The sequence below is a fragment of the Pseudomonas guariconensis genome, assembly GCF_900102675.1.
Lineage (GTDB): Bacteria > Pseudomonadota > Gammaproteobacteria > Pseudomonadales > Pseudomonadaceae > Aquipseudomonas > Aquipseudomonas guariconensis.
This window is the reverse complement of the sequence record NZ_FMYX01000009.1, coordinates 192,720-219,468: the sequence shown is the minus strand read 5'-3', so window position 1 is coordinate 219,468 and position 26,749 is coordinate 192,720. Positions and strand designations below refer to the sequence as shown.

The 26,749-nt window shown below is 64.0% G+C and carries 23 protein-coding genes; 13 read left to right on the top strand and 10 right to left on the bottom strand.

What is annotated here, in order from left to right:
• Window positions 1–22: 22 nt before the first annotated feature.
• Genes BLS27_RS16590 through BLS27_RS16570 form a run of 5 tightly spaced genes read right to left on the bottom strand, consistent with a single transcriptional unit; the run spans window position 23 to window position 4,467 of the window.
• A complete protein-coding gene (locus BLS27_RS16590) occupies window positions 23–778 on the bottom strand; it encodes an ABC transporter permease (RefSeq protein WP_043215387.1) in 756 nt (251 codons plus the stop codon).
• Entirely contained in the window at window positions 778–1,983 is a 1,206-nt protein-coding gene (locus tag BLS27_RS16585) for an ABC transporter substrate-binding protein (RefSeq protein ID WP_090345761.1), read from the bottom strand. The genes BLS27_RS16590 and BLS27_RS16585 overlap by 1 nt, the downstream gene beginning before the upstream one ends.
• The gene (locus BLS27_RS16580; RefSeq protein WP_090345758.1) at window positions 1,970–2,797 is read right to left on the bottom strand and encodes an ABC transporter ATP-binding protein; all 828 of its coding nucleotides are present in this window, start codon (window positions 2,795–2,797) and stop codon (window positions 1,970–1,972) included. The genes BLS27_RS16585 and BLS27_RS16580 overlap by 14 nt, the downstream gene beginning before the upstream one ends.
• Window positions 2,794–3,858: an acyl-CoA dehydrogenase family protein gene (locus tag BLS27_RS16575; protein WP_090345755.1), complete on the bottom strand. Its 1,065-nt coding sequence runs from the start codon at window positions 3,856–3,858 to the stop codon at window positions 2,794–2,796. The genes BLS27_RS16580 and BLS27_RS16575 overlap by 4 nt, the downstream gene beginning before the upstream one ends.
• A gap of 48 nt (window positions 3,859–3,906) precedes the next feature.
• Window positions 3,907–4,467, bottom strand: a complete 561-nt coding sequence (locus BLS27_RS16570; protein WP_043215397.1) for a carboxymuconolactone decarboxylase family protein — start codon at window positions 4,465–4,467, stop codon at window positions 3,907–3,909.
• 102 nt (window positions 4,468–4,569) lie between these two features.
• On the opposite strand from BLS27_RS16570, the gene BLS27_RS16565 reads away from it, so the two are divergent.
• Together BLS27_RS16565 and BLS27_RS16560 are read left to right on the top strand one after the other, a co-directional pair.
• Window positions 4,570–5,490 carry an AraC family transcriptional regulator gene (locus BLS27_RS16565; protein ID WP_090345752.1) on the top strand — a complete coding sequence of 307 codons (921 nt, stop codon included), beginning with the start codon at window positions 4,570–4,572 and terminating at the stop codon, window positions 5,488–5,490.
• Between the two features lie 74 nt (window positions 5,491–5,564).
• Complete coding sequence (locus BLS27_RS16560; protein WP_090345748.1) at window positions 5,565–6,314, top strand: FecR domain-containing protein; 750 nt, start codon at window positions 5,565–5,567, stop codon at window positions 6,312–6,314.
• 51 nt (window positions 6,315–6,365) lie between these two features.
• Here the strand turns inward: BLS27_RS16560 and BLS27_RS16555 are convergent, their stop codons facing one another.
• Complete coding sequence (locus tag BLS27_RS16555; protein ID WP_043215407.1) at window positions 6,366–7,775, bottom strand: amino acid permease; 1,410 nt, start codon at window positions 7,773–7,775, stop codon at window positions 6,366–6,368.
• Between the two features lie 439 nt (window positions 7,776–8,214).
• Here BLS27_RS16555 and BLS27_RS16550 point away from each other — a divergent pair, with 439 nt between their 5' ends.
• From BLS27_RS16550 to BLS27_RS16535, 4 genes are all read left to right on the top strand, one after another.
• Window positions 8,215–9,639 (top strand): aminotransferase-like domain-containing protein, encoded by a 1,425-nt coding sequence (locus BLS27_RS16550; protein WP_090345745.1) that lies wholly within the window; start codon window positions 8,215–8,217, stop codon window positions 9,637–9,639.
• 61 nt (window positions 9,640–9,700) lie between these two features.
• Window positions 9,701–10,609, top strand: a complete 909-nt coding sequence (locus BLS27_RS16545; protein WP_043215411.1) for a LysR family transcriptional regulator — start codon at window positions 9,701–9,703, stop codon at window positions 10,607–10,609.
• A 199-nt stretch (window positions 10,610–10,808) separates the two neighbouring features.
• Entirely contained in the window at window positions 10,809–11,351 is a 543-nt protein-coding gene (locus BLS27_RS16540; protein ID WP_043215413.1) for a WYL domain-containing transcriptional regulator, read from the top strand.
• Window positions 11,352–11,460: 109 nt separating this feature from the next.
• Complete coding sequence (locus BLS27_RS16535; RefSeq protein ID WP_043215415.1) at window positions 11,461–11,613, top strand: DUF3309 family protein; 153 nt, start codon at window positions 11,461–11,463, stop codon at window positions 11,611–11,613.
• Between the two features lie 143 nt (window positions 11,614–11,756).
• On the opposite strand, the gene BLS27_RS16530 is transcribed toward BLS27_RS16535, so the two are convergent.
• Entirely contained in the window at window positions 11,757–12,500 is a 744-nt protein-coding gene (locus BLS27_RS16530; protein WP_043215418.1) for a hypothetical protein, read from the bottom strand.
• Window positions 12,501–12,810: 310 nt separating this feature from the next.
• Here BLS27_RS16530 and BLS27_RS16525 point away from each other — a divergent pair, with 310 nt between their 5' ends.
• From BLS27_RS16525 to BLS27_RS16515, 3 genes are all read left to right on the top strand, one after another.
• Window positions 12,811–13,314 carry a VOC family protein gene (locus BLS27_RS16525; RefSeq protein ID WP_090345743.1) on the top strand — a complete coding sequence of 168 codons (504 nt, stop codon included), beginning with the start codon at window positions 12,811–12,813 and terminating at the stop codon, window positions 13,312–13,314.
• A gap of 61 nt (window positions 13,315–13,375) precedes the next feature.
• Window positions 13,376–14,131: a glucose 1-dehydrogenase gene (locus BLS27_RS16520; protein ID WP_043215421.1), complete on the top strand. Its 756-nt coding sequence runs from the start codon at window positions 13,376–13,378 to the stop codon at window positions 14,129–14,131.
• A 528-nt stretch (window positions 14,132–14,659) separates the two neighbouring features.
• Complete coding sequence (locus tag BLS27_RS16515) at window positions 14,660–19,480, top strand: inverse autotransporter beta domain-containing protein (protein WP_167358109.1); 4,821 nt, start codon at window positions 14,660–14,662, stop codon at window positions 19,478–19,480.
• A 162-nt stretch (window positions 19,481–19,642) separates the two neighbouring features.
• Here the strand turns inward: BLS27_RS16515 and BLS27_RS16510 are convergent, their stop codons facing one another.
• Window positions 19,643–21,385, bottom strand: a complete 1,743-nt coding sequence (locus BLS27_RS16510; protein ID WP_090345739.1) for an FAD-binding protein — start codon at window positions 21,383–21,385, stop codon at window positions 19,643–19,645.
• A 161-nt stretch (window positions 21,386–21,546) separates the two neighbouring features.
• Between BLS27_RS16510 and BLS27_RS16505 the strand changes: the two genes are divergently transcribed.
• Window positions 21,547–22,137 carry a TetR/AcrR family transcriptional regulator gene (locus tag BLS27_RS16505; RefSeq protein WP_052352527.1) on the top strand — a complete coding sequence of 197 codons (591 nt, stop codon included), beginning with the start codon at window positions 21,547–21,549 and terminating at the stop codon, window positions 22,135–22,137.
• A 5-nt stretch (window positions 22,138–22,142) separates the two neighbouring features.
• Here BLS27_RS16505 and BLS27_RS23850 read toward each other — a convergent pair whose 3' ends face one another.
• Both BLS27_RS23850 and BLS27_RS16500 read right to left on the bottom strand, forming a co-directional pair.
• On the bottom strand, window positions 22,143–22,316 hold the full coding sequence (locus BLS27_RS23850; protein WP_167358108.1) for a hypothetical protein: 174 nt from the start codon (window positions 22,314–22,316) through the stop codon (window positions 22,143–22,145).
• A gap of 94 nt (window positions 22,317–22,410) precedes the next feature.
• Window positions 22,411–23,337 (bottom strand): alpha/beta hydrolase, encoded by a 927-nt coding sequence (locus BLS27_RS16500; RefSeq protein ID WP_090345737.1) that lies wholly within the window; start codon window positions 23,335–23,337, stop codon window positions 22,411–22,413.
• A 203-nt stretch (window positions 23,338–23,540) separates the two neighbouring features.
• On the opposite strand from BLS27_RS16500, the gene BLS27_RS16495 reads away from it, so the two are divergent.
• From BLS27_RS16495 to nudE, 3 genes are all read left to right on the top strand, one after another.
• Window positions 23,541–24,584 (top strand): 3-ketosteroid-9-alpha-monooxygenase, oxygenase component, encoded by a 1,044-nt coding sequence (locus BLS27_RS16495; RefSeq protein WP_043215875.1) that lies wholly within the window; start codon window positions 23,541–23,543, stop codon window positions 24,582–24,584.
• 138 nt (window positions 24,585–24,722) lie between these two features.
• Window positions 24,723–25,850 (top strand): helix-turn-helix transcriptional regulator, encoded by a 1,128-nt coding sequence (locus BLS27_RS16490; RefSeq protein WP_043215874.1) that lies wholly within the window; start codon window positions 24,723–24,725, stop codon window positions 25,848–25,850.
• 107 nt (window positions 25,851–25,957) lie between these two features.
• Window positions 25,958–26,509: an ADP compounds hydrolase NudE gene (gene nudE / locus BLS27_RS16485; RefSeq protein WP_090345735.1), complete on the top strand. Its 552-nt coding sequence runs from the start codon at window positions 25,958–25,960 to the stop codon at window positions 26,507–26,509.
• The last annotated feature ends 240 nt before the right edge of the window (window positions 26,510–26,749 follow it).

Genomic DNA, 26,749 nt, shown 5'->3' with positions numbered 1-26,749 from the left:
CCGCTGGGCGGTCCCGGCGATTTCAGGCGTGTACCCACCGCCGATGCAGCCCACGGGCCAGTGCATCGAGCATGAACCCCAGCGCACCGATCAGCAGCACCATGGCCATCAGCTCCGAATAGGCCAGCCGGTCACGCGTATCGAGGATGAAATAGCCTAGCCCTGCGCTGACCCCAAGCATCTCGCACGGCACCAGCACGATCCACAGGATGCCGATCGCCAGACGCACACCGGTCAGCACATGGCCGATCACCCCAGGGATGATCACCTTGCACAAGGTTTCCCAGCGCGTGGCGCTCAGGCTACGGGACAACTGCAACCAGCGCGGATCGAGCTGGCGCACACCTGCGGCGGTGTTGAGCAGGATCGGCCACAGCGCGGCGAAAGCCAGCAGGAAATAGATCGGCTGGTCGCCCACCCCCATCAACATCACCACCACCGGCATCCACGACAGCGGCGAGATCATTCGCAGGAACTGGAACGCCGGTGTGGTCGCAGCCTCCAGGTGGCGGTAACTGCCCACCAGCAAGCCCAAGGGCACGCCAACCGATAGCGCCAGCAACAGCCCCACCAGGATGCGCTTGAGACTGACCCAGACATGCCCATAGACCTCGCCCTCGCCCAGCAATTGCACCAGGCTGGCCAGCGTGGCCTGGGGCGAAAAACGCGCCGAAAGGCCGTCGGCCTCGCCAAACACCTGCACCCCCGCCCACCACAGCAGCAACAGCCCCAACAGCCCCGCCAGGCCTAAGAGGCCATGCATGACAGACTTGCCCATCAGACGGCGAACTCCTCGTGGCGCTCGAAACTGTCGGGCTGGCCGAACGCCGCCAAACCACCGGCCGCCTCGATGGCTGTACGCACGAAGCGATCATCGACCAGGTCGCGCGCCACCTGGGCCGGGTCCAGCCCGGCCAGGAAGCCACTGTCGCCCTCGATCAGCGTGCCTTTGAGGTGCTTGACCAGCGCTTCGGTGTAGCTGGGGAATGGATACGGCTGGAAGTCGATGCGTTTCTCATCCCATTGCTGATGCGCGATCGCACCGCTGGCGATATAACCGGCGCGGTCCTCTGCGGCCGGCGCCAACACCTTGGCGAGCACCTGCGGGGTATGTGGTGTGTACTTGTTGGGGCCGGCCTTCGACAGCAGCGCGGCTGCCTCGGCCCGATGGTCGCGGGTCCACAGCTGGGCCTTGACGATGGCATTGACCACCTTCTGCGACCACTCGGGGCGGTTGTTCAGGTCGTGCTCGTGCATGAACACCACGCAGCAGGCATGGTTACGCCACACATCGCCGGTAAAGCGCTGCACGCGTCCGACCTTCAGGTCCTCGGCCAGGGCATTGAAGGGCTCGGCGACGATGTAGCCGGCGATACGCTTGCTGGCCAGGGCCGGCGGCATGTCCGACGGCGGCAGCACCAAAAGATTGACCTCGTTGGCCGCCAGCGACGCGTTGGCCGGCTTGGAAACCGGTGTAAGGCCATTGGCTTGCAGCAGTTGCTGCACCACCACGTTATGGATCGAATACCAGAACGGGATCGCCACGGTCTTGCCACCCAGTTGCTTGATGTCGGTGATGTCCGGCGCCACGGTCAGGCCCGAGCCGCCCACGTGGTTCCAGGCCACCACCTTGGCCGGCACTCGGCTGGCGTAGCGAGCCCAGATGGTCATCGGCGAAAGCAGGTGGATCACGTTGACCTGGCCCGAGATGAACGCTTCGATCACTTGGGCCCAGCTACGCAGCAGCACCGGACGCTCGGCCTTGATGCCCTCGGCTTCGAACAGGCCATTGTTGTGCGCCACCAGCAACGGCGTGGCGTCGGTGATCGGCAGATAGCCAATGCGCACCGGGGCGTCCGGTTCGCTGGCGGCACGCGCCTGCAAGCTCGAGAGCAGCGGCAAGGCGCCTGCCGCGGTGAGCATGGCGCTGAGCTTGATGAAGTCGCGACGGGAAGTAGTAGAACAGCAATCATCCATGCACATGGCGAGCCTCCGACGGCAGCGGCAAGGGAGAAGGAACAGGGTCTGGGCAGCGGCTCGCCCGCCGTAGGGTCTTGAGGATCTCGATACGCAACGTGCCCAGCTCCTCGACCCGCTGCGCCCGTGGCTGCGGCAGGTCGACAGCCCATTGCCCGAGGATGTGCGCCGGGTGGTCGCCCAGTAGCAACACGCGATCGGACAACAGCAGGGCTTCGTCGATATCGTGGGTGATCAGCACCGCCGCCGTGCGATGGGTGGCGATCAGCTGCAGCAGCAGTTGCTGCATGTCGGCGCGGGTCACCTCGTCCAACGCGCCGAAGGGCTCATCGAGCAACAGCACCTGGGGCTGACGCGCCAGGCAGCGGGCCAGCGCAGTGCGCTGGGCCATGCCACCGGAGAGCTGCGCGGGGTACTGGCTGCGCGCGTGGTCCAGCCCCACCGCCTCGATGGCATGGTCGATACGGGCGCGTCGCTCGGCTGCATTGAGTTTGGGCTGGCGGGCGAAGTCCAGGCCGAAAGCGACGTTCTTCTCCAGGCTCAGCCAGGGCAGCAGGCTCGGGTCCTGGAACGCCACGGCCAGACGCGGGTGCGGCCCGTGCAACGGCTCGCCGTGCAGGGTCACGCTGCCGCCGCAAGGTTGCTGTAACCCGGCCAGCACGCGCAGCAGGCTGGACTTGCCCACTCCGCTGGGCCCCAGGATGCTGACCACTTCTCCCGGCGCCAGGGCCAGGTCGAAGCGCTCCAGTACAGTCTGCCAGCCGCCATCGCGAGGGTAGCCCAGGCTGATGTCGCGGGCTTGGAGTAACGCCTGGGTCATGCTGCAGCCGCCTGACGCTGCAGCTCGGCACGCAATTGCACCAGGCTCGGGGTGACGATGGGCACGAACGCCGACTCGCGCCAGCGCCGGGCGAAACCTTCGCCATACGCGGTGAGGTAAGCCTTGCCGCCGCTGGCCTGCAGTTCCAACTGCACGGCATCGGCTGCGCTTTCAGCTAGGAGGATGCGCAGTTTGAACAACGCCGCCGGCTGCTGAGTGAAGCGCCCTTCCAGCAAGCCCTGCTTGAGCTCGTCCATGGTATTTTCCAAGCGCTCGGCCAGTACCTGCCGGGCCTCGTCGAGGAACGATCCGCGCCCCTGCAGGTGCCCGCTCACTTCCTCCAGTGCACGCCGCGCAAGGCCGATGGCCATGCCGCACTGCAGTGCCAGAAACGCCGGACGCACTTTAGGCAGGAACTCACGGGCATTGTCATGCAGCAGCCACTCGCGCCCCAGTGCTACCTGATGGAATGCCAGCGCGGCGGTGTTGCTCGACTGCAAGCCCATCAACGCCAGGTCGTCGGAGCGCTCAAGGCCCGCCAGGTTCGAAGGCACTGCCACCACGAACGGAGGGCCGCCGGTGGCGTCTTCGATCGCCGCAGCCACGGCAAAGCCGCTTTTGCGCAGGTTAGTCACCCAATGCAGACGGCCGTCGAGGGCCCAGCCGTTTGCCGCGGGCTGGGCGCAGACTTGCAACGCCTCGATGCCCGACAGGTATTTCATGGCGTTGGATAGGCCGGTGGCACCGGCCAGCTCACCGGCGAGCAGGCTAGGCAGCAGCCGCTCGCGCAGGCCCTGGTTGGGGCTCTGCAGCAGGTACTCGATGAACGAGCGTTGGCCCCAGCAGACAAAGGCCGCGGCCAGGGACCGACTGGCGATGGCGGCGATGGCTTCGACGGCGTCGGTGACCCGCCCGCCCGAGCCGCCCAGGGCGGGCTCGATACCGACCCGCAGCAGCTGCGATTCGGCGATGTGCGCCAGTACCAGGTGCGGATCGCACTGGCCCTGGTCGATGGCTTCGGCATTGGCATCCAGCCATTGTCGAAATGCGCAATCAAGCATGTCCCTACTCCTTTGTTCGAAACGCCGGCCAGGCCGGCACCAGGCGGATCAGGCCGAAGGCTGCCAGCGGTATTGGCCCAGCTCGTCATTGAGCGGCGTCTGGGCGAACACATTAGCAAAGTTGCACAGGGTCGCGAGGCTCACGCCGAGAATCGCTTCCAGGGCGTTGCCTTCGCTGTAGCCGGCCTCGCGCAGAGCGCCGTAGGTAGCCTCACTGACGTTGCCACGGGTGGCGATCACTTCGCGGGTGAACGCGGCCAGGGCTTCGTACCGGGCATTGGGCAGCTCGCCGCGGGCACGCAGGGCGTCGACCACTTCCTGAGGCAGCTTGGCCTTGTTCAGCGCCACAGCGGTGTGACCGGCGACGCAGAAGTCGCAGCCATGCTCGGTCGCGGCGATCAACTGCACCACTTCGCGCTCAGCCAGGGTCAGCTCGGCCTTGCCATTGAGTGCCGAGACAGTCACGTAGGTTTCCAAGGCCGCCGGCGCATTGGCCAGCACGCCCAGCAAGTTGGGGATGAAGCCTGAGTTCTTCAGGGCGTTTTCCAGGAAAGGCCGTGCCGCTTCCGGGGCGCTTTGCAGAGTGTGTAGAGTAATGCGCGATGTCATGGAGTGGTCTCCTTGGGTAGGTGTGCTTATAGTCTGTTGGTTATAAGAATTCCCCTCCATATTCATCAGTCGCCTTTCCTTGCTCCTGAGTCTTTGCATTAGATGATTTCATCCAGCCATCTTGTCGATTGGTTATTAGAGCGCCTGGAGCTCGATGCCAGCCTGTTCCATGTGGGCCGCTACTGTGGCGGCTGGCATGCCAGCACCCAGGGGATGGGCCGAGCCAGTTTCCACCTGGTGGTGCAGGGGCATTGCTGGCTGCATGTCGACGGCCATCCCGAGGCCGTGCGCCTGGAACGTGGCGATGCGGTGTTCCTGCTGCGCGACCTGAGCTACCGGCTTTCCAGCGATGCCGACCCGGCCAGCGCCTGCGCTCAGCCGCGACAGCCCATGCAGCCTCTGGACAGCCAGGCCGAGGAAGGCGTCGGGTTGGTGTGTGGGTTCTTTCACTTTCAATCGGGGCTGTCGACGCTGATCGTCGACGGCCTGGCCGACTGGATCCTGCTGCGCGCCGATGACCCGGCCGGGCATGCCGCGCGGGCGTTGTTCGAGTTGATCCTGGCAGAGTGCCGCCGCTCACCCGCGCCCTCGCAGACGTTGCTCGAGCGCCTGACTCATCTGTTGTTCCTGTACGTGTTGCGCCAGCAGGTGCATGCCGGGGAGACCTTGCACGGGCTGGTCGCCCTCGCCCGCCAGCCAGCCTTCGCCACGCTGCTGGAGCAACTGATCGCCAGCCCAGGCCAGGCATGGACGCTGGAAAGCATGGCCGCCTGCACGGGCCTTTCGCGATCGGCATTCTTCAAACGCTTCAACGATCTGGCCGGCCAATCGCCAGGCCAGGTGCTGCTGGCGCTGCGCATGCGCCATGCCTGTCAATTGCTCAAGGCCGGCAATACCGTGGAGCAAGTCGGGGCCCAGGTGGGGTATCAATCGGTGGCGGCCTTCACCCGGGCGTTCGCCAAGGCCGTGGGCGTGCAACCCGGCGCCTATCGCCGCCAGCACGAAGACCCGCCAGACCACTGACGCCGCGCAGGGCCTGGGCTTGCGCAGGGGGGCTATGCTTGAACTGAGCTCAGCCGGAAATACGCCCCACACCCATGATCCCACCCCGCCTGTTTCCACGCCTTGCCCTGCCCCTGGCCATCGTGGCCCTGGTGGCGGCCTCCGCCCTGCTCGCCTCTCCGTGGATGGGCCAAGGCTTCGAGCTGGCCGACCTTGCCACCGACAGCCAGCACCGCCTGACCCGCAAGCTCGAAGACGGCAGCCTGCTGACCCTAGACGCCAGCTCTTCGGTGGATGTGGAATTCGATGCCCTCCAGCGGCACCTGCAATTGCTCAAGGGCCAGCTATTGATCGAGATCGCCACAGACGATGCGCGCCCCTTTCGGATCAGCACCCCCCAGGGCACCTTGCGCCCCTTGGCGGGGCAATTGATCGTCGAGTGCCTGGGCGATGTCAGCGAGGTCAGTGTGCTGCGAGGCCAGGCCGACCTCGAGGGCGACAGCGGCCATTTGTCATTGCACGAAGGCCAGCACTTGCGCTTGGAGGCCAGCGGCCCCGGCACCCTGGGGAGCGTGGACAGCGGCACCTTGCAGGCGGCCTGGCATCTGCAGCGCCTGCCCGCAGACGGCCAGCCCCTGAGCGAGACCCTGGAGCGCCTGGCCCGTCACCGTCAGGGATTGCTGTGGTTCGACGCCGAGGCGTTACAAGGCCTGCGGGTCTGGCGCGACCTGCCCTTGGACGACAGCGACCAGGCCCTGGCCGAGCTGCGCGCCGAGCTGCCCATCAAAGTAGACACCTACACCCGCTGGCTGACCGTGGTGAGCCGGTCGGACGCGCAAAAATGAAAACGGCCGGGTCCCCGAGGGGAGCCGGCCGCGTCATGCAGCAAGAACGCCTTAGTGGCGGTTGCCGGTACGGATCTGGTGCACCACGCCCATGGCCACCACGATGGCCGCAGCGATACCGGTGGAGATCACCAGGATCTGGTAGTCAGGCATGAACGCCATGGTCACCAGGGCCGCCACGATGAAGGCGATCACCAGGTAGGTCAGCCACGGGAACAGCCACATCTTCAGGCGGATCTCCTTGCCTTCGGCCTGAAGCTTGCGACGCATGCGCAGCTGCGAGAAGGCGATCACCAGGTACACCAGCAGGGCAATCATGCCGGTGGTGTTCATCAGGGTTTCCAGCACGTCCTTCGGACGCAGGGTCTCGCTGAAGTTGATCAGCGCGCAGAAGATCGCCACCACGCACGAGCCCATGATCGCGTACACCGGCACGCCGGTACCGGCGCGGGTGATCTTGAACATCGACGGTGCATCGCCACGCTGGCCCAGGGAGAACAGCATGCGCGAGGCGGTGTAGTGGCCGGAGATCAGGCAGCTGCTCACCGAGGTCAGCACCACGAAGTTCATCAACAGCTCGGCGTACGGCACACCCAGCAGCTCCAGGGTACGACGGTAGGCGCCGTAGCCGGACTCACCCAGGTGCGGGTCGTTCCACGGCACCAGACAGACGATCAGGAAGATCGAACCCACATAGAACAGGCACACACGCCAGACCACCGAGTTGGTCGCCTTGACGATCTGGGTGGACGGATCCTTGGCTTCGGACGCCGCGATGGTCACGATCTCCGCGCCCAGGAAGGCGAACATCACCCCCAGCAGCGCTCCGATCACCGTGGTGATGCCATTGGGCATGAAGCCTTCGGCGGTCAGGTGGCTCATGCCACGCACTTCACCGAACTGCCAGATGTTGAACACCGCCGCGGTGCACACGGTCAGGAAGCAGACGATCGCCACCACCTTGATCAGCGCGAACCAGAACTCGAACTCGCCGTAGTGCTTGACGTTGAAGAAGTTGACCGTGATCAGCACCAAGGTCGTGGCCAGCACGAACACGTTGACACTGACGCCAGGGAACCAGCCATGCAGGATCTTGCCCGCCACGTAGGCTTCCCAGGCCATCAGGATGACCCAGTACCACCAGTACAGCCAGCCGATGGTGAAACCGGCCCAGCGGCCGATGGCGCGGTCGGCGTAGGTAGAGAACGAGCCAGTGTCCGGCGAGGAAGTCGCCATCTCGCCGAGCATGCGCATGATCAGCACCACCAGGATGCCGCCGGCCAGGTAGGCCAGGACCGCAGCAGGTCCGGCGCTGTGGATCACGCTGCCGGAACCGACGAACAAGGCGCCGCCGATGACCCCGGCGATCGACATCATCGTCAGGTGGCGCGACTTGAGCGAGGCACTGAGTTTGCTCTCGTGCGCTCCCTTCGCGGTGGTGGATGTGGATGTTGCGTCCATCAGTTGTGTACCCCGTGCTTCTTTTTATCCAAGGAAAAACTGTGAAACCCCGATGGCTATCGGTCTCACCTAACATCAGTACTTATGCGGGCAGGAAGGTGTGCTCTGGGGCACACGCAGGCCTTCCATGGCGGCCTGCTTACGCGTCCGAAGGCTGGCCCCCGGACGAACTGAAACCTGTGCTGGCCGAGCGGCAACGGCTCGGTGCGACGAAATGAAGGTGCGAGGCAAACCTCGACGGCAAAGCAGCGAATTTGTGATTGTGCATGACGCTGACATGTACGCTGGTGGCGATAACTGACACGTAATGTAAAAATGTCTGCCACCCAGAGCCATGCACAGTGGCACGAAATACGCACTGCACTGTACAGGCCGCCAATGCAATACACCCGCAACACCCTGCAGGCGCTTGGCGATACGCACCCCTGAAGGCACCCGAATGCTGCAACTACACCCCGACTCTTCCACGCCGCTGGTCAACCAGATCATCGATGGATTGCGCGAGCTGATCGACAAGCAGACCCTCAAGCCTGGCGCCAAGGTGCCGTCGATCCGCGCCTTCGCCGCCACCTACTCGGTGAGCACGTTCACCGTGGTCGAAGCCTATGACCGCTTGGTGGCCCAAGGCCTGCTGGTCAGTCGCGGCAACGCGGGGTTCTTCGTCAACCGTGCAGCGAGCGAGTTGCTCGACACCCAGCATCAGGAGGCCGACACCACCCGGCCGACGTTCAACTCCGAGTGGTATCTGCAACAGATCTTCGAAACCCGCCAGTTGCCGTACAAACCCGGCTGCGGCTGGCTACCCAACGACTGGATGTACGAAGACGGCCTGCGTCGTGGCCTGCGCCAGGTGGCCGGCAGCCCCCTGGAACTGTCCGGCTATGGCGACCCCATGGGCCTGCCCGAGCTGCGTGTGCTGACCGCGCAGAACCTGCAACAAGAGCTGTCGATCGTCGCCAATCCTGCACAGTTGATGCTCACCCACGGCGCCAGCCAAGCCTTGGACCTGGCCGTGCGCACCCTGGTACGTCCAGGCGATGTGGTGCTGGTGGACGACCCCAGCTACCCCAACCTGATGAGTATCCTGCGCACCCAGGGCGCAACCCTGCTGGGCGTGCCGCGCACCCCGGCCGGCTACGACCTGGACCACCTGGAGCGCCTGCTCGCCCATCACCGACCCACGGCGTTCTTCACCCAGCCGCACCTGCACAGCCCCACCTGTTCGCGTACACCTCTGCCCCAGTTGCATCGCCTGCTGCAACTGGCCACCCGCCATGGCTTGCGTCTGGTGGAGAACAACCTGTACGCCGACATGATCGCCGAGCCGCAACCTTGCCTTGCCAGCCTCGATCACCTGCAACAGGTGGTGTACGTGGGCAGCTACTCCAAGAGCATCTCGCCTAATGTGCGGGTCGGCTACCTGCTGGCAAACCCTGAACTCATGCAACAGCTGCTGCACCTGAAGATGCGCTCTGGGCTCACCACCTCCCAGGTGATGGAGCGCGTGGTGTATGCAGCCATCATCGACGGCCGCTGGCGCAAGCACCTCAAGCGCCTGCGCCAACGCCTGGCCGAAGCCCACCAGGAAGTTGGCCGGCACCTGCATCGGCTGGGCTTCGAGCTGTTCACCGAGTCCGACGAAGGCATGTACATCTGGACCCGCCATCCCGCCATCCCGGACAGCGCCGCGCTGCTGGACGATGCCTTGGAGCAAGGCATCATGCTCGGGCCCGGCCAGTTGTTCATGGTCGACGCCAAGGCCACCGGCTGGATGCGCTTCAACGTGGCCTTCAGCACCGAGCCGGCCATGTGGGAATTGCTGGAGAAGGTGCTGGTCAAGCATGTGCGCCGGGGCGGGCTGTAGCCCCCGGCCCTGCCACGCGCCGCTAAACTCAAGTCTCTCCCGTTGATCATCGAACCCCACCATGCCCAACCGCCCCTTCAACGACCGCCTCGACTGGAACCTGCTGCGCACCTTCCGGGTGATCGGCCAGGAGCTCTCCATCAGCCGCGCCGCAGCGCGCCTGCACCTGACCCAACCGGCGGTGAGCCAGGCGCTCAAGCGCCTGGAAGAGCAGCTCGGTCGCCCGCTGATCGCCCGCCGCGGACCACGCTTCGTGCTCACCGAGGTGGGCGAGCGCTTGTTCGAGCTGTCGGGCGAAGTGTATGGGCAGGTCGCGCAGATCAGCGGGCTGCTGGAGCAGCCGAGCGCGGAGGTGGTCGGCAAGGTACGCCTGCTGATGATCAGCCGCTTGTGCTGTCAGCGCTTCGATGACTTCCTGGCGCGCTTTCACCAGCAGTACCCGCGGGTGGAGATGGAGATTGAGGTGATGCGCAGCACCGACATCGTCGCCGCGCTGCAGGAAAAGACCGCCACCGCCGGCCTGAGCCTGAGCCGCCACCGCCATGCCCGCCTCGAGCAGCGTCTGCTCCAGCGCCAGCGCTATGCATTTTTCTGCGGCAAGCACCATCGCTTGTTCGGGCAGTTGGAGGGCAACCTCAAGCAGGAGAATTTCGTCAGTTTCAGCAGCGACCAGATCGGCGGCATGCTCTCGCCGTTGACCATCTTCCGTGACCAGCAAGGCTTCACCGGCCGCATCGTCGCCTCCTCGCCCAGCTTCGAGGAAGTGCGCCGGTTGGTGATCGCCGGGTTCGGCATCGGCTGCCTGCCCGAACATGGTGTGCAGGAGGACGTGGCCGCCGGACTGCTGTGGAAACTGCCGCCGCTCGACGGCATCGCCGACGTGGATGTGCACCTGCTATGGAACCGCGACCAGCGCATGAGCAGGGCCGAGCAAGCCTTCATCGAGGGGCTGTGCGAAAGCCTGGCGTAAGCACAAGGACGGCGTAGCCTCCCCTAGAAATTGGCGGACGCCTTCGATGGGCCGCACAACGGCCCCAAACCCTCAGCCCATATCGCCCCCGCCGCCATCGCCACAAGTTGGATCCGATCTGCCAGCTTGTGTATGCTTCCCGGCATAGCCAATCGCCACTACCTGAGCGATCAGCCTACTGCCCGACAAGGATGCCGCGTTGCCCAGCCATACCACCCGCCACACCGTCGCTCGCCAATGGCAGCTGCTCAACCTGCTGCCCCATCGTCACCCCGGCATGAGCGCCACCCAATTACAAGCGGCACTGGCCAGGATCGGCCACAAGACCACCAAGCGCACGGTCGAACGCGACCTCAACGAACTGGCGACCCTGTTCCCATTGCAATGCAATGCCAAAGGCATGCCCTATGGCTGGCACTGGAAGCCGGGCCTGACCCTGGGCGAGGTTCGCCCTCTGCAACCGAACGAGCTGGCCAGCGCACCATCGGTGCAATTGCAGGCCTGGGTCGACGATGCCCTGGCCCTGCGCCTGCAACGACAGCCTTTGGCCGCGGACATGCGCCTGAACGCGCTGCCCGATGGCGGCGCCCAACTCACCGCCACAGTGCAGGACAACGCCACGCTGATGGGCTGGCTGCTGTCCCAGGCTGGCGCGATCCGCGTTCAGGCGCCCGAGGCGCTGCGCAGTGCCATGCTCGAGCTGCTGCGCCAGAGCCTGGACCTGCACGAGGAAAACACCTGAAGCGAAGATCCGGGATTCGATGGAATCTTTGCGTTCACGCAACAGTCGGACTTAACAAGAGGCCAACATTGCCGGGCCCCTTCCCATCCACTGACGCAAGGATTCAACCATGGTCACGATCCTCATCATCATCCTGATCCTGCTGTTGATTGGTGGTTTGCCTGTGTTCCCCCACTCTCGCGCCTGGGGCTACGGCCCTTCCGGCATCATCGGCGTGGTGCTGGTCGTGCTGTTGGTGTTGTTGTTGATCGGCTACATATGAGTGTGTGCCGGTAGCGGCCGATTCGCGGGTAAACCCGCTCCCACACGGCGTGCGCTGGTGCCAGTGGGAGTGGGCTCACCCAAGAAGCGGGCTCGGAACAGCCCTTGTGGAAGCGGGTTTACCCGCGAAGCAGGCGCCGCGAATCAGACAGCCTTGCGAAGACGCGCCAGCTTGCGCCGCTGCCTCAGGCACACAGCACACAACCCCAGCACAGCCACCGCCAGCCCCGCCACCAGCACACTGACCTCGCGGCTATAGCGCCCGACCCAGGCCGGGAACCCCACCAGTTCCCGGTACACCTGCACATCCGCCGCCCCGCCGGCATGGCGAATGCTGATCCCGCCCTGGCGAATCAATGAGTAGTCGGAGTCGAAGTACACCCACACCTTGCACGCCCCTTCCCGCCCGATCGCGTCGATATCGATCGTGCTGGTCGGCGCCTGGAGGATGTTGTCGTTGCCGGCGTCGTCGCGAATCTGTACCAGCCCCTTGGCTGGCAGACGGATGTGCACGTTCTTGAGCGGCGTCTGGCCCTTGTTGCGCAGCTCGATGAGCAGGCCGGTGCGATGGTCCACCAACCCCGCCTCGAAGGGTTTGGCGAACAGTTGCAGGTAAGGCGCCTGGGCCAGGTCGACCAGCTTGTCGACCTGCTGATGGTTCAACGCGCCTTTGCCGATGGCGCTCACCTGGGCGTGCAGGCGCTCGTACTTGAGCAGATCGTTGGTGGTGCTGATGCGTTCGCTGAATTGGCTCGGATAGGTCAGGTAGGCGTAGGTCAGACGCGCCTCAAGACCGCTGTCGTCCTTGAGCGCCACAGACAGCGCAGCAACCGAGGTCGCGACGACCAGCACGCCCACGAGGGCTTTCCCGACTTTTTCCCAGCTCACCTTGGCGGTTCCTTTTGTTGCTGTATTGGCGATACGCAATGGCCGGCAAAGGGTGCCAAGGTTCGGGGACGGGGGCAAGGGCGAGAAACGTGGGGCTGCGGGTGTCCCATCGCTGGCTTCGCCTAATCCCACTGCGGCCTAAGTCGCATTTTGTAGGGCTGGGGAGGCCTGCGATGGGCTGCAGCGCGGCCCCCAGCCGGATCATGTCGCGAGGCGACGAAGTTCGTTGCCTAAATGACACACATTTATTATTTTGTGCCATTATGCCGACACAAAATAATAAATACGTGACATAGAGAGGACGCGCGCCATGCACCACCCTGCTCCGCAAGCCTTCGATCAGCTCGGATTCGTGGTCCAGGACCTGGACCAGAGCATCGACCATTGGCTGCAACTGGGCGTCGGACCTTGGACGGTGTTTCGCGATGTCCAGCTTGAGGGCAGCTATCAAGGCCAGGCCGTGGAGGTTCGCATGAACGTGGGCCTGGCCTATCAGGGCGGCCTGCAGATCGAGCTGATCCACACCACCAGCGACGGCCCCTCCCCTTACCGCGACGCCCGGGGCCTGCACCACATGGCCTGGCTGGTGGACGAGCTGGACAGCGCCGTCGCCAACCTGCGCGAGCGAGGGCTGCAACCGGTATTCGAAGCCGGCAACGCCACCACCCGCGTCTGCTACCTGCAAAACCCCAATGAGCCAGGCGTGCTGTTCGAAGTCATCGAAGGCGCAGGCCTGCGCCAGATGATCGACCACGGCATCGCTCAAGCCCGCGAGTGGAATGGCGAGCAGCCAGTGCGGGTGTTCGCCGGCTGAGCATTCCCCTGCTCCGGTGCGAGCACCGGGGCCCTTTGATAACAACAAAAGGAGCTACACGATGAGTCGATTGGCAGGCAAAGTCGCCCTGATCACCGGTGCCGCACGCGGCCAGGGCGCAGCAGAAGCTCGGCGTTTCGTCGCCGAGGGCGCGAAAGTTGTGATCGCCGATGTACTGGAAGCCGAAGGCCGGGCCTTGGCCGCCGAATTGGGTGATGCCGTGCGCTTCCAACCGCTGGACGTCACCCAGCCCGAGCAGTGGCAGGCGGCGGTCGAGGTGACCCAGGCGCAGTTCGGCAAACTCGATGTGCTGGTCAACAACGCCGCCATCCTGCGCATGGCGCCGCTGGAGCACTGCTCGCTGGAGGACTACCGGCGGGTGATCGAGGTCAACCAGGTTGGCTGCTGGCTAGGCATGAAATCGGTGCTGGCAGCCATGCGCCAGGCCGGCGGCGGCTCGATCGTCAACGTGTCCTCCACCGCCGGCATGGAAGGCGTGGCCTATGGCACGGCCTACTCCTCGAGCAAGTTCGCCGTGCGCGGCATGACCAAGGCAGCCGCCCTGGAGCTGGGCGCCTCGGGGATCCGGGTCAACTCGGTGCACCCGGGCGGCATCGACACAGTCATGTCACGTCCACCGGAAATGGCCGATTTCGACCCGGCGCAGGTCTACAAAGGCCTGCCGATTCCGCGTATCGGCCAGCCCGAGGAAGTGGCCAACCTGGTGTTGTTCCTGGCCAGTGACGAGTCCAGCTATTGCACCGGCTCCGAGTTCATCATCGACGGCGGGATGCTCGCTGGTACTTCCTTTGGCTGAGAGTCCAACCCCTGGGTGCGCGCTGCGCGCCCAGGCACTTACAGTTACCCCGCCCTATGCTGAGCAACTTCACCCGCCTATTTCAGCCCCTTCACCGCCACCTATAGCGTTGCCCTACACCTCCACTTCCAAAAGTTATCAAACTCAACAAAAGTGGATCATTCCCACAGTTCCAGCCGGTTCGTCCCGTACTCTTCGAATACTCCAACGCCTAACGTGTCTGCGGTCTTTCGACTAACAGACCTGTAACTCACAAGACACTTCAAGTTCGACGCCGCATCGCTGGATGGCTTGTTTTTTGTGGGTTCCAGACATTTGCCTGCATCGCCATGGCGGATAACAACGCTGGCTCATCAACCCGATAGAAAGTCAGGGCGAAGTTTCCCCTGCAACTTTCCTTGCCGTTTGTAATTCACGGCGGGTGATGCAGGCGTTCGCCTGTACTCGGCGTTTGGAGAACTTTCGGAACCTCTAATGATTAAACGTGTCCCCTCGCAACTGTCATCTACCACTCGAACATTGACCTGGATGAACATCGCCATCCAGGCCACCTTGCCGTTGACCGTTGCTCTTACCTCCACCCACGCCGGTGCCGACAGTGACCGTCTGGAAGCACTCAGCGCACAGCGCATGCCCTTGCCGGAGCTCAATTCCAACGGTGTGACCCGCGAGACGCTGGACAACCAGGACGAAGAACAGGCCCGCAAGGCCGCCAGCCTGGCCAGCGGCACCGCCAACTTCCTCACCTCGGACGTCAACAAGGCCGACGCCGCCTCGTCCATGGCCCGTGGCATGGCGGCGAGCGAGGCCAGCGGCCAGGCTCAGGCATGGTTGAGCCGCTTCGGCACCGCCCGCGTGCAGATCGACGTCGACGACAAGCTCTCACTGGCCAGCTCCTCCCTCGACCTGCTGCTGCCGGTCCGGGACGAAGAGAAACACCTGCTCTTCACCCAAGGCAGCATCCATCGCACCGACGACCGCAACCAGGCCAACCTGGGTGTGGGCGTGCGTCGTTTCAACGATGGCTACATGCTCGGCGCCAACACCTTCTTCGATCACGACCTCTCGCGCAGCCACTCGCGCCTGGGCGTGGGCGTTGAGTACTGGCGCGACTACCTCAAGCTCAGCGCCAACGGCTACCACCGCCTGAGCAGCTGGCGCACCTCGCCGGACCTGGACGACTACCAAGAGCGTCCAGCCAACGGCTGGGACGTGCGCGCCGAAGGCTGGCTGCCGTCCATGCCGCAATTGGGCGGCAAGCTGACCTACGAGAAATACTACGGCAGCGAAGTCGGCCTGTTCGGCAAGGACAACCGCAAGAAAAACCCGCACGCCATCACCACCGGCGTCACCTACACCCCGATCCCCCTGCTCACCTTCAGCGCCGAGCAACGTCGGGGCAACGCCGGTGCCAGCGATACCCAGTTCGGCATGCAGTTCAACTGGAGCCTGGGCCAGAGCTGGAGCAAGCAGACCGACCCAAGCAAAGTCGCCGCCATGCGCACCCTGGCCGGCAGCCGCTACGACCTGGTCGAGCGCAACAACAACATCGTGCTCGAATACCGCAAGAAAGAAGTCATTCGCCTGAACGTTGCCCGCCAGCTCGCCGGAGCCAGTGGCGAACGCAAGTCCTTGCAAGTGACGGTGCAGAGCAAGTACGGCCTGGAGCGCATCGACTGGAGCGCCGCCACCTTGCTGCAGGCCGGTGGCAAGATCGAGCACCTGGGCGGCAGCGACTATCAACTGACCCTGCCCCAATACCGCACCGGTGCCCAGGCCGTGAACACCTACACCCTGCATGGCGTGGCCGTGGACAAACAAGGCAACCGCTCCAACCGCAGCGAAACACAAGTCACGGTCAACGCGCCGGTGTTCGATGCCGCGCGCAGCACCTTCCTGCCCACCGACAGCGTCGTGCCGACCAAAGATGGCGTCCAGGTGGTGACCTTGACCGTGCGCGACGCCCAGGACGGCCTGATCGATGTGCCGCTGAGCGACCTGAGCATGGCCGTGACCCGTGGCACCGCGAGCACCGGCGCCAAGGTCTCGGACTTCAGCCGTAAATCGGTCGGGGTGTACGAAGTGACCGTCACCGCCGGCACCCTGCCGGAGGCCCTGACCCTCACGCCGTCGGTCCAGAACACCGCCTTGGCTCAAGCCAACATCGCGATCATGGACCGGGTACCCGACGCCGGCACCTCCACTTTCAAGATCGCTCCCGACGAGATCGATACCACCGGCACCGACGTGGCCACTCTCACCCTGACGGCCAACGATGCCGACGGCAATCCGGTCCCGGACATCGCCGATCAACTGACTTTCGCCATCAAGGATGCCGCAGGCACCTCGCCAGGCACCGGCATCACCCTCGGCCCAGTGACCGAAACCACCGCTGGCAGCTATAGCGCACGCCTCTCCGGCACCAAGGCCGGTGTGTGGACCGTCACCCCGCAATTCAAAGGCAGCGCCCTCGGTACCCTCAAAGGCACCGTGACGCTGACTGCCGGCCCCATCGCGGCAGCACGCTCGACCCTCACCGCCGCGCCAAACAAAATCATCGCCGGCGGCGGCGCCATCTCGGTCCTGACGCTGACCGCCAAGGACGCCGAAGACAACCCGATCTCCGACATCGCCAGCAAACTGTCTTTCAGCGTGAAGAATGACAGCGGCGCGGATGCAGGCTCCGACGTCACCGTCACCGCCTTGACCGAATCCGCGCCAGGCGTCTACAAGGCGAACCTGAGCGGGACCAAAGCCGATACCTGGACAGTAACGCCGCTCTTTGAAAGTGCCGCCCTGGACCTCGAAGAGAAGGTAATCGTGGAGCCGGGCGCAGTGGACGTCGGCAAATCGGTTTTCACTGCCAACCCACTCTCCGTCGTGGTAGGGACTGGCGAATCCGACCTTAAACTGGAGGCCAAAGATGCCCAGGGCAATCCTGTTTCCGGCATCGCGGCAAACCTGAGCTTCGATGTGCGCGACAGCTTCGGCACACCGGCGGGTTCCGAAGTGACCATCACCCGTCTGCAGGAAACCACCCCAGGCATTTACACCGCCAAGCTCAGCGGCACCAAGGCCGAAGTCTGGACCGTGACCCCACAGCTCGAAGGCAGCGCCTTGAGCGGCTTGGCCACCGACGTGACCTTGGTTGCCGGTACCTTGGACACTTCCCTGTCCAAATTCACCGCCGCACCAAACCCTATCGTTGCCAACGGCGGCGACAGCTCGCAGCTCACTCTCAGCGCCAAGGACGCCAAGAACAACCCGATCTCTGGCCTGGCAACCAAGCTCACCTTCACCGTGAAGAACGACCATGGCCAGGAGGCCGGCACAGCCGTCACCATCGAGAACCTGAGCGAGTCCGCGCCAGGCACCTATACCGCGACCCTCAAAGGCAGCAAGGCCGACACTTGGACCGTGGCGCTCATCCTCGACGGCGCCGCCACCGGCATGAGCGAGAAAGTGATGCTGATCGCTGGCGTGGTGGACGCAGGCACCTCGACGATCGCCGCCGCCCCGGACACCATCACAGCGAATGGTTCCACCCCGTCCGAACTGACCTTCACTGCCAAGGACGCCAAAGGCAACCCGGTCACCGGTATCGTTGGCGACCTTGCCTTCAACGTAACTGACAGCGCTGGCGGTGCGGCGGGTAGCGACGTGACCGTGGAACCCCTCAAGGAAACCACCCCGGGTACGTACACCGCGACGCTCAAAGGGAGCAAGGCCGATGTCTGGACCGTCACCCCACAGCTCAAGGGCAGCGCCATCGGTAGCCTCGCAGCCAAGGTGACCCTGACGCCCGATGCACCGGACGCCAGCCGGTCGAGCTTTGCCGCCGCACCGACCCCCATCGAAGCCAGCGGCAGCGCTTACTCGGTTCTGACATTCACCGCCATGGACGCCAAGGACAACCCGGTCACCAAGAGCGCCGACAAAGTGACCTTCAGCGTGAAGGACAGCAGCGGCGGCGATGCTGGCTCTGATATCACTGTCACCGAGGTGAAAGAAACCTCACCGGGCGTGTACGAAGCGAAGCTGAGCGGGACCAAGGTCGATACCTGGACCGTAAGGCCAGTGTTCGAGGGTGCCGCTGTCGGCAGCCTGAGCGAAACCGTGACCCTGACGCCGGGCGCAGTGGACGACGGTACGTCCGACTTCACCGCAAACCCAATTTCCATCATCGTGGGCACAGGGGAGTCCGGTCTGACGCTGACGGCCAAGGACGCCCACGGCAACCTTATACCCGGCATCGTAGGAGACCTGGAATTCGAAGTGATCGATAGCAAAGGCGTGGCGGCTGGCGCTGACGTGACTATCAAGGATCTGCAGGAAACTACCCCGGGAATCTACACCGCCAAGCTTAGCGGCACTCGGGTCGAGATCTGGAGCGTGACGCCGATGCACAAAAAAATGCGATTGGGCAGTTTGACCAAAACAGTCGAACTGAAAGCATCCGCGCCTATATCTACGTTTACCGCGAATCCCACGAGAATAACCCTACTGAACCCGGTTTCCACGTTGACACTGGAAGCAAAAGATGCGGACGGCATGCCCATGACCGGGATTGCAAGCCGGCTAAAATTCGTCGTCAAAAGTGACTCTAATGGCAATCCGTTGGAACCTGGAGATGTACACATCAGCGACGTGAAAGAAACTGCCACGGCGGGCACGTACACGGCAACTTTTATCACCATCCTGGAGGATGACCACAAAATAATTCCCACGCTTGATGGCGCCGACATGGGTACACTGCAACAGATTGTCACACTTCCACCCTCGGGCTATGTCCCTGGGGTGTTAGCCGCGAATAGTAAAGGTGTTATGGCTTATCTCGAGCCAGAGCGTCTATTTAAAGGCGCAGAATTCCATTTCGTTTACGACAATAAATTCCACAGCGAGATAAAAGGCTACAACGCATCCACGAAGGTTTCCTGGCTATCGAAAACATCCACAAACGATACGTCATTCAAAGTAACCGACATACCAGACTACAACTACGAAATGGCCACCATAGAATTCAAACTCCCACGGGGCACCTATAAATTCCATCACACTATTCGACCTCAAATGTATTACATACCGTCTAAAGAAAAACTCCCTTTCGACAAAGCCGAAGCCGCGTGTAAAAGTCAAGGTTACCTTCTTACCGGCGAGATAAAGCACGTGTCGAACAAGTGGGGTATTCTTTCAAGCTTTAGCGGCTCCGATTTTAAGCCTGACCTATATTGGCAGTATGATGGATCGAGACCAAACCCTGCACCTGCCTTATTCAATGTAGCCACAGGACAAGACCATCCCGGCCCGATCGACCCAAATTCCGAGCATTATTATGTGTGCAGCCATTAATTAAAAATGCAAATTTGCCGCACCACCCCCAGATACTCTTATCTATTGGTATGTTACGCGACTGCATTTGCGTAAAATTATAGTGCGGCTCTTTTGTTCAAAACTATCCTATAGAACAAGCCCCGTTTTTACCGGGGCTTTTTTATTTTATTCACAAGCGATCTAGCGTATGACATCGCTCCCCCACTCAATCGGCACCCGCCGCGCCAGGTGATCGGCCGCGATGAAACCAAACGTCATCGCCGGCCCGATCGTCGACCCTGGCCCTGGGTAGGTCTTGCCCATCAACGCCGCGCTGGTATTGCCGATGGCATACAACCCTTCGATCACCGCCCCGTCCGCGCGCAACACGCGGGCGTCGGCGTCGGTGCGCAGGCCGCCTTTGGTGCCCAGCTCGCCGGCATCGATGCGCAGGGCATAGAACGGCCCCCGCTCCACCGGTCCCAGGCACGGGTTGGGCCGGCAGTTGCTGTCGCCGTAATAGCGGTCGAACAGGCTGTCGCCCTTGCCGAACTGGGTGTCCACACCTTGGGCTGCCATCTGGTTGAAGCGCTGCACGCTCTGCCCCAGCCCCGCCGCGCTCACGCCGATCTTGCCCGCCAACGCCGCCAGGCTGTCGGCGCGGTAGATGACGTTGTCCAGCCAACCCTCGGGGATCTTGCTGTCCGGCTGCACCGAGCCAGGCAGCAACACGCCACAGGGGTAGCGCTTGCGGTATTCGGCATCGAAGATCAGCCAGGCCGGCACGTTGGCGCCGGTGCGCGCCTGGTCGGCGTACATGGCGTAGATGATGTCCGGGTACGGCGCGGCCTCGTTGACGAAGCGCTCGCCCCGGCCATTGACCAGGATGCACCGCGGAAACGCCCGCTCGACGAACAGCGCCCGTTGCTTCTCCTCGCCCGGCACCCGCACGGTGGGTGCGCCCCATACATGGTCCATCAGCGCCACGTCCGCGCCCTGCGCAAGGCCTGCGCGGATGCCGTCGCCCGTGTTGATCGGCGGCGCGGCGGTCCACTCGGCGCGTGTCGGGCTGGGCAGGTACTGCTCACGCATCGGTTGGTCGGCTTCAAAGCCGCCGCACCCGAGGACCACACCAAACGCCGCGCGCACGTTCAACGGCTGGCCCTGACGCTCGACCACCAACCCCGTCACCTTGCCCCCGTGGCTCAACAGCCTGCGCATCGGTGCTTGCAGCCACAACTCGATCTGCCGCGCCTGCATCGCCACGCGCAGGCTGGCGACCAGGGCGTTGCCCAGGGTCAAGCGCCGATCACGCCGCGTGCGCCGGCGCCAGGCAAAGTCGGCCATGTATTTGAGGCCCAGGCGCGCGGTGAGCCACAGCCAGCCGGGCTCCTTGGCCAGAATGGTGTGGGCCTCGACCTGAGTCATGGCGATGCGCCCGGCGATCAAGGTCGCAGGCGACGGCGCGCGCAGACGCTGGAATTCATCCCCCAGGCGCGCCGCATCGAAGCTCGCCGGCTCCATGGTGCGGTAGCCGGGCTTGCCGCCCTCGCGTTCGGGGTAGTAGTCCGGGTAGCGCTTCACGGCGCGAAAGTACGTCTGCGCCTGGGCGGCCAGGTAGCCGACCATGCGCGGGCCATGCTCCAGATAAGCCTCGATGCGCGCTGGGTCGTAGTCCTCGCCGACCGTGGCACGCAGGTAGGCCCGGGCCTCTTCCCGCGAATCGTTGCCACCGAGCCCTTCGATCTGGTCGTTACAGGGGATCCAGATCCCGCCCCCGGAGATGGCGGTGGTGCCGCCGTACTCGGCGGCCTTCTCCACCATCAATACCGACAGCCCCTGGTCGTGGGCCCGTAGCGCCGCAGTCATGGCCCCAGCGCCTGAACCGACCACGACCACGTCGTAGACGGCGTCCCAGTGCACAGCCTGCTGATTGTTGTTCATCGATGCACCTCCCCGCTGGCGGCCGCTGGCCGCGATTCCATGGAGATCGCACTATGTCACATATTTTTATTTGTGAGCCATTGCGATGACACAAAAACTTGCAGCCGTGCCATTAAGTGCGACAATCGCCGCCACTTCCAATGATCACAGAAGGTTCCGCCATGACCCGACAACTGCGCTGGGGCGATGCCAGCCGTATGGACAGTGCCGAGCAAGGGCGCCAGCAGATCCTCGAATGCGCCCTGGCGGCGATGAGCGAGATGGGCCCGGAGGGGTTTGCCATCGACGACGTGGCGCGCCGGGCGAATATTTCCCGACGCACGCTCTACCGCTACTTCGCCACCAAGCAGGCACTGGTACAGGCGGTGATCAGCAGCGAGAACGCCGGATTCTTCAGTGCCATGCAGGAGCAGTTGGTCAGCTTCGAGGACGACTTCGAGCGCTACCTGGAGGAATGCCTGTGCTTTGCCGTGCGCTACCGCGACCAGCACCGGGGTGGGTTTCACCAGGGCTACCTGGCCAAGGCGGCCAGCCCCGAGGTGTTCGCCTACATCCTTGAGGACATCGCGCCGTTGTGGCAGCAAGTGCTGGCAGGCCCCTTCGAGCGGCACGTGCAGCGCCACGGCGCCAGCGTCAGCCTGGACGACAGCATCGCCCTGATCAGCCGGCTATGCCTGGCCTACTGCCTGGTGCCCGAGGCGCCCGAGCAGATCCGCAAGCAACTGCGCCTGCTGCACCACATCGGTACCTGAGCCCGTCAGGGCAACAGGCGCATGGAACTGGGTACCGGCATGTAGCACGGCTGGTAATTGGGCTGGCAGTAGTAGGCCATGCTCAGCGGCATGGGCAAGGGGCGTGTGACCGCGGCCACATAGGCGGCGGCGAAGGCACACACGATCAGGGTCAGGCAAAATCTTGTTGTTGTTTTCATGGCCATGCCTCTATGCGCGAGGGAGACGTTGTGAAGCCAGACTAGAAGCGACGTTCTCGGCCCGCCTCGTCCAAACGGACGAGGCGGATCAATTTCACGACAGCGCCCGACGGATGTCCGCCGCAGCCCCCTGCAACGCTCGGGCGGCCGCCTCGACGAACGGCGCCAGGCTGACGAAGCCATGCACCATGCCGTCGCAGCGCTGCAAACGCACCGCCACCCCGGCCGCCTGCAGGCGCTCGGCGAAGGCCTCGCCCTCATCGCGCAGCGGGTCGTACTCGGCAGTCAGCAGCGTGGTGGCCGGCAGGCCCTGCAAATCGTCATCGCGCAGCGGCGAGGCCAAGGGGTCGGCGCCCTGCTCCGGGCGCTTCAGGTACTGCGCCCAGAACCACCCCATCATTGCCCGCGACAACAGGTAGCCCTCGGCGAAGTCGCGATAGGACGCGCTGTCGCACGCCGCGTCCGTCACCGGGTAGAACAGGCATTGGTGACGGATCGCCGGGCCCTGGCGCTCCCGGGCCAGCCGGCTCACGGCAATGGCCAGGTTGCCGCCGGCGCTGTCCCCGGCCACCGCCAGGCGGCGGGCGTCCACCCCCAGCGCATCGGCCTGCTCGACCAACCAGCACGTGGCGGCGTAGCAGTCCTCAGGCGCCGCCGGGAAGCGCGCCTCCGGCGCCAGGCGATAGCCCACCGACACCACCACCGCGCGGGTCTCAAGGGCCAGGGCGCGGCACAGGTTGTCGTGAGTGTCGAGGTTGCCGATGACAAAGCCGCCGCCATGGAAGAACACCAGCAGCGGCAAGTCCTCGCGGGCCACCGGGCGGTACAGGCGCGCCGGCAGCAGGCCCGCCGCCCCGGCCACTTGGAGGTCGCGCACTTCGGCCATGTCCGCCCCCGGCAGCGGCGGCATCAGGTTGTCGGCGTGCAGGCGGTATTGCACGGCATCGAGGGTGGCGTAGTCCGGTTCGCCCTGGGCGGTGAAACCCTGGAGCACGGCGGCCAGCTGGTTATCGAGGGGCATGGCGCTCTCCTTGAACGTTGCGAGGTAGGCATGCACGCCAGTAGATCGGCACCGTCGATGGCGGCCATCGTCCGTTCAGACGATGACCGATGCGTCACGCGCGGCAGAATCACTCGGGTGCATCAGTACCGCCAACCGAGCTGCCAGTGACCAAGGTGGCGTGGTACGGCCGGCGGCCCCAACAAAGACCGGAGAACAACAACATGAGCACGCTGCACCGTATCGAAGCCAAACTGCTGGAGGACCGCTACGCGCGCGGCTGGCATTGCCTGGGCCTGGCGGCGCAATACCGTGATGGCAAGGCGCACCGCCTGGATGTCTTCGGCACCCGCTTGGTGGCCTTCCAGGGCGAGGACGGCCAGCTCAACATTCTCGATGGCTATTGCCCACACATGGGCGCTGACCTGAGCACCGGCTGCATCGAAGGCAACGCCATCCGCTGCCCCTTCCACAGCTGGCGCTGGAACGCCGACGGCGTGTGCGACGACATCCCCTACGCCAAGCGCATTCCTCCACGGGCGAAGATCAAGCGCTGGCCGATCATGGAGCAGAACCATCTGCTGTTCGTGTGGAACGATCCCGAAGGCAACCCGCCGATCGCCGAGCAGGCCATCCCACGCATCGACGCCTGTTTCGACGACGCCTGGGCCCACTGGGAAATCGCCGATCTGAAGATCGACACCAACTGCCGCGAACTGATCGACAACGTCGCCGACATGGCGCACTTCGGCAGCGTGCATGGCGCACCGGTCGATGAATTCAGCAACGTTTTCGAGGGCCACACCGCCGCCCAGATCATGCGGGCGCGCAGCGAGCGGTTGTCCGGTGACAGCGAGCTGACCACCGTGGCCACCTACTATGGCCCGGCCTACCAGATCACGGAAATGACCGGTGCCATGGGCGGGCAGCCGATCCACTCGATCCTGCTCAATTGCCACGTACCGATCGACCTGAACAGTTTCACCCTGCGCTATGGCGTGCTGGTCAAGAAAATCCCAGGACTGTCCGAGGAGGAAAACCAGGCCATCGCCAAGGCCTACGTCAAGCAGGCCCAGGAAGCCTTCTACGAGGATGTGGCCATCTGGCACACCAAGACCCGCGTCGACAACCCACTGCTGTGCGACGGCGACGGCCCGGTGTACCAGTTGCGTCGCTGGTACGAGCAGTTTTACACCGACGTCGCCTTGCTGGCCGATGAGACCCGCGACTGCAAGCAATTCGTCGTGCGCAGCCGCGAGCGCGCTTGACCGTTACACCGCCTGGCACAACCTGGCAACCGCCCGAACGGGCGGCTGTCGGGCCCCCGCAACAGGACATTGCGCGCGGACAAGGGCTGCCTATATGCTCGCGGCGCCAATGCTAATAATAAGAAGCGGTAACCACCGATGCAGACTCTCAGTTTCGAAGACTTCAGCGAGCTGGTCGGCCAGCTCTACGAGGGCCCGCTGGAATCCATCCCCTGGGTCACCTTTCTCAATCAGCTCAACAGCCTGCTGCACAGCAAGTACGTCACCTTCATCCTGCGCCCGCCCAGCACCCAGGTCGATGGGTTGATGGTCAGCACCACCGGCAGCTCCAGCGACGCCACCGCGTCCTACAACAAACACTTCTTCGCCTTGGACCCGTTCGTCGGGCTGCCCAACCGGGAAGTGGTGGCCCTGGCCGACTTCATGCCCGAGGCCGAGCTCAAGCAGTCGGAGTTCTTCCGCAATTTCCTGGAGCCGGTGGATGTGTTTCACATCCTGGGGGTGGACATCAACACCAACGACGGCGCCCAGTGCCGCCTGCGTATCAGCCGCGGGCGTGACGATGCGCCCTTCGTCGAATCGGAAAAACACCTGCTGGCGCGGTTCATCCCGCACCTGGAACGTTCGATCAAGCTGCACATGCAGCTCAACCGCATCGAGACTGAACGCAACCTGTATGCCGGCGCCGTGGACCAGATGGCCGTGGGCACGATCATCCTCGACGACACCGGCAAGGTGCTGCAGACCAACCAGGTGGCCGAGCGCCTGCTGCAGGAAAAGGACGGCATCAAGCAGGTCAATGATGGGTTGCAGGTCGGCAGCGCCCGGGATACCCAGGAGTTTCGTCGCCTGGTGCGCCAGGCCATGCTCTCGCAGAAGGGCAACCTGGCGTCGGTGGTCGAGGCCATGCGCGTCAAGCGCCCCTCCGGGCGTGCCGACCTGGGCATCATCGTGCGTTCAGTACCGCTGTCGGCCTGGAGCGAGGGCAAACAATGCCCGACCGTGGTCATTTTCATCAGCGACCCGGAGCAGCAATCCTCGGCGCCCCAGGAGATCGTCCGCGCCCTGTTCGACTTCACCCCGGCCGAAACCCAGTTGGCGATGCTGCTGGCCAACGGCCTGACCCTCGACGAAGCCTCCGAGGAACTGGGCATCAGCCGCAATACCTCGCGTGCGCACCTGCGCTCGACCTTCTCCAAGACCGGCGTCACACGCCAGACCATGCTCGTGCGGTTGATCCTGCGCAGCGTCGCCACCTTGGGCTGAAGCCCCGCCCTACCCCCCTGCCTGGCCATCGTCCGCTCGGACGATGGCAGGTGCCGGCTGGCAGCGCACAGTAGCCCCTGTCGCTTTCCGTCGCCAGAGGCCCCGCCATGCGCCAGAGCCCAACCATCCTCAAGACCGAGCTGCTGGCCCAGAGCAGCCACTTCCAGATCGAAGCCCTGCACCTGCGCTTTAGCAATGGCCAGCATCGCGTCTACGAGCGCCTGCGTGGTACCGGCTACCGCTCGGTGCTGCTGGTGGCCATGCCGGATCCGCAGCATGTGCTGATGGTGCGCGAGTATGCGGTGGGGGTCGAAGGCACCATTCTCGGTTTGCCCAAGGGCGGTGCCGATACCGGTGAGGGCTATTTGGAGGCGGCGCAGCGTGAGTTGGGTGAGGAAGTCGGCCTGCGGGCCGGTCGGCTGACCGAGCTGGGTGAGCTGACCTTGGCGCCGGGGCATCTGTGTCACCGTTGTCGGGTGGTGCTGGCTGAGCAGCTGAGTCCTTGCAGCAATGACGGTGGGGATGAGCCGGAGCCTTTGGAGTGTTTGGCGGTGGATTTGGCGGACGTTCCTAAGCTGGTGGCCACGGGTGAGCTGCATGAGGCTCGGGCTATTGCAGCGTTGTTCATGGCGATGGGGGTCCTGGCTGAGCGGGGCTGAACTCAAGTAGGGCATGGGCTTGGGCTTGAGCTTTCAGATTGGGTGAATATCCGGTGTTGGCGGTGGCGCCACCGGCGCTTTTCGCCTTTACGGCGACCTACTTTTGCTCTTGGGCAAAAGTAGGCAAAAACCGCTGGCTCCCACATCCGGCCCGGCGCTTCGCACCGGGTCCCCTCGCTGCGGTGTCTTACGGGGCTTCGCGGCCTCCGGCTGGCTACGCCAGCCTCCATCTCGCGACTT

Bases quoted from the DNA above. Each gene is read 5' to 3' on its own strand.
- BLS27_RS16555 (WP_043215407.1), bottom strand. From the start codon at position 7,775: ATGGACGCAACATCCACATCCACCACCGCGAAGGGAGCGCACGAGAGC.
- BLS27_RS16510 (WP_090345739.1), bottom strand. From the start codon at position 21,385: ATGAACAACAATCAGCAGGCTGTGCACTGGGACGCCGTCTACGACGTG.
- BLS27_RS16495 (WP_043215875.1), top strand. From the start codon at position 23,541: ATGAGCACGCTGCACCGTATCGAAGCCAAACTGCTGGAGGACCGCTAC.
- BLS27_RS16580 (WP_090345758.1), bottom strand. From the start codon at position 2,797: ATGACCCAGGCGTTACTCCAAGCCCGCGACATCAGCCTGGGCTACCCT.
- BLS27_RS16590 (WP_043215387.1), bottom strand. From the start codon at position 778: ATGGGCAAGTCTGTCATGCATGGCCTCTTAGGCCTGGCGGGGCTGTTG.
- BLS27_RS23850 (WP_167358108.1), bottom strand. From the start codon at position 22,316: ATGAAAACAACAACAAGATTTTGCCTGACCCTGATCGTGTGTGCCTTC.
- BLS27_RS16545 (WP_043215411.1), top strand. From the start codon at position 9,701: ATGCCCAACCGCCCCTTCAACGACCGCCTCGACTGGAACCTGCTGCGC.
- BLS27_RS16570 (WP_043215397.1), bottom strand. From the start codon at position 4,467: ATGACATCGCGCATTACTCTACACACTCTGCAAAGCGCCCCGGAAGCG.
- BLS27_RS16535 (WP_043215415.1), top strand. From the start codon at position 11,461: ATGGTCACGATCCTCATCATCATCCTGATCCTGCTGTTGATTGGTGGT.
- BLS27_RS16585 (WP_090345761.1), bottom strand. From the start codon at position 1,983: ATGTGCATGGATGATTGCTGTTCTACTACTTCCCGTCGCGACTTCATC.
- BLS27_RS16565 (WP_090345752.1), top strand. From the start codon at position 4,570: ATGATTTCATCCAGCCATCTTGTCGATTGGTTATTAGAGCGCCTGGAG.
- BLS27_RS16560 (WP_090345748.1), top strand. From the start codon at position 5,565: ATGATCCCACCCCGCCTGTTTCCACGCCTTGCCCTGCCCCTGGCCATC.
- BLS27_RS16525 (WP_090345743.1), top strand. From the start codon at position 12,811: ATGCACCACCCTGCTCCGCAAGCCTTCGATCAGCTCGGATTCGTGGTC.
- BLS27_RS16575 (WP_090345755.1), bottom strand. From the start codon at position 3,858: ATGCTTGATTGCGCATTTCGACAATGGCTGGATGCCAATGCCGAAGCC.
- BLS27_RS16500 (WP_090345737.1), bottom strand. From the start codon at position 23,337: ATGCCCCTCGATAACCAGCTGGCCGCCGTGCTCCAGGGTTTCACCGCC.
- BLS27_RS16490 (WP_043215874.1), top strand. From the start codon at position 24,723: ATGCAGACTCTCAGTTTCGAAGACTTCAGCGAGCTGGTCGGCCAGCTC.
- BLS27_RS16520 (WP_043215421.1), top strand. From the start codon at position 13,376: ATGAGTCGATTGGCAGGCAAAGTCGCCCTGATCACCGGTGCCGCACGC.
- nudE (WP_090345735.1), top strand. From the start codon at position 25,958: ATGCGCCAGAGCCCAACCATCCTCAAGACCGAGCTGCTGGCCCAGAGC.
- BLS27_RS16505 (WP_052352527.1), top strand. From the start codon at position 21,547: ATGACCCGACAACTGCGCTGGGGCGATGCCAGCCGTATGGACAGTGCC.
- BLS27_RS16515 (WP_167358109.1), top strand. From the start codon at position 14,660: ATGAACATCGCCATCCAGGCCACCTTGCCGTTGACCGTTGCTCTTACC.
- BLS27_RS16550 (WP_090345745.1), top strand. From the start codon at position 8,215: ATGCTGCAACTACACCCCGACTCTTCCACGCCGCTGGTCAACCAGATC.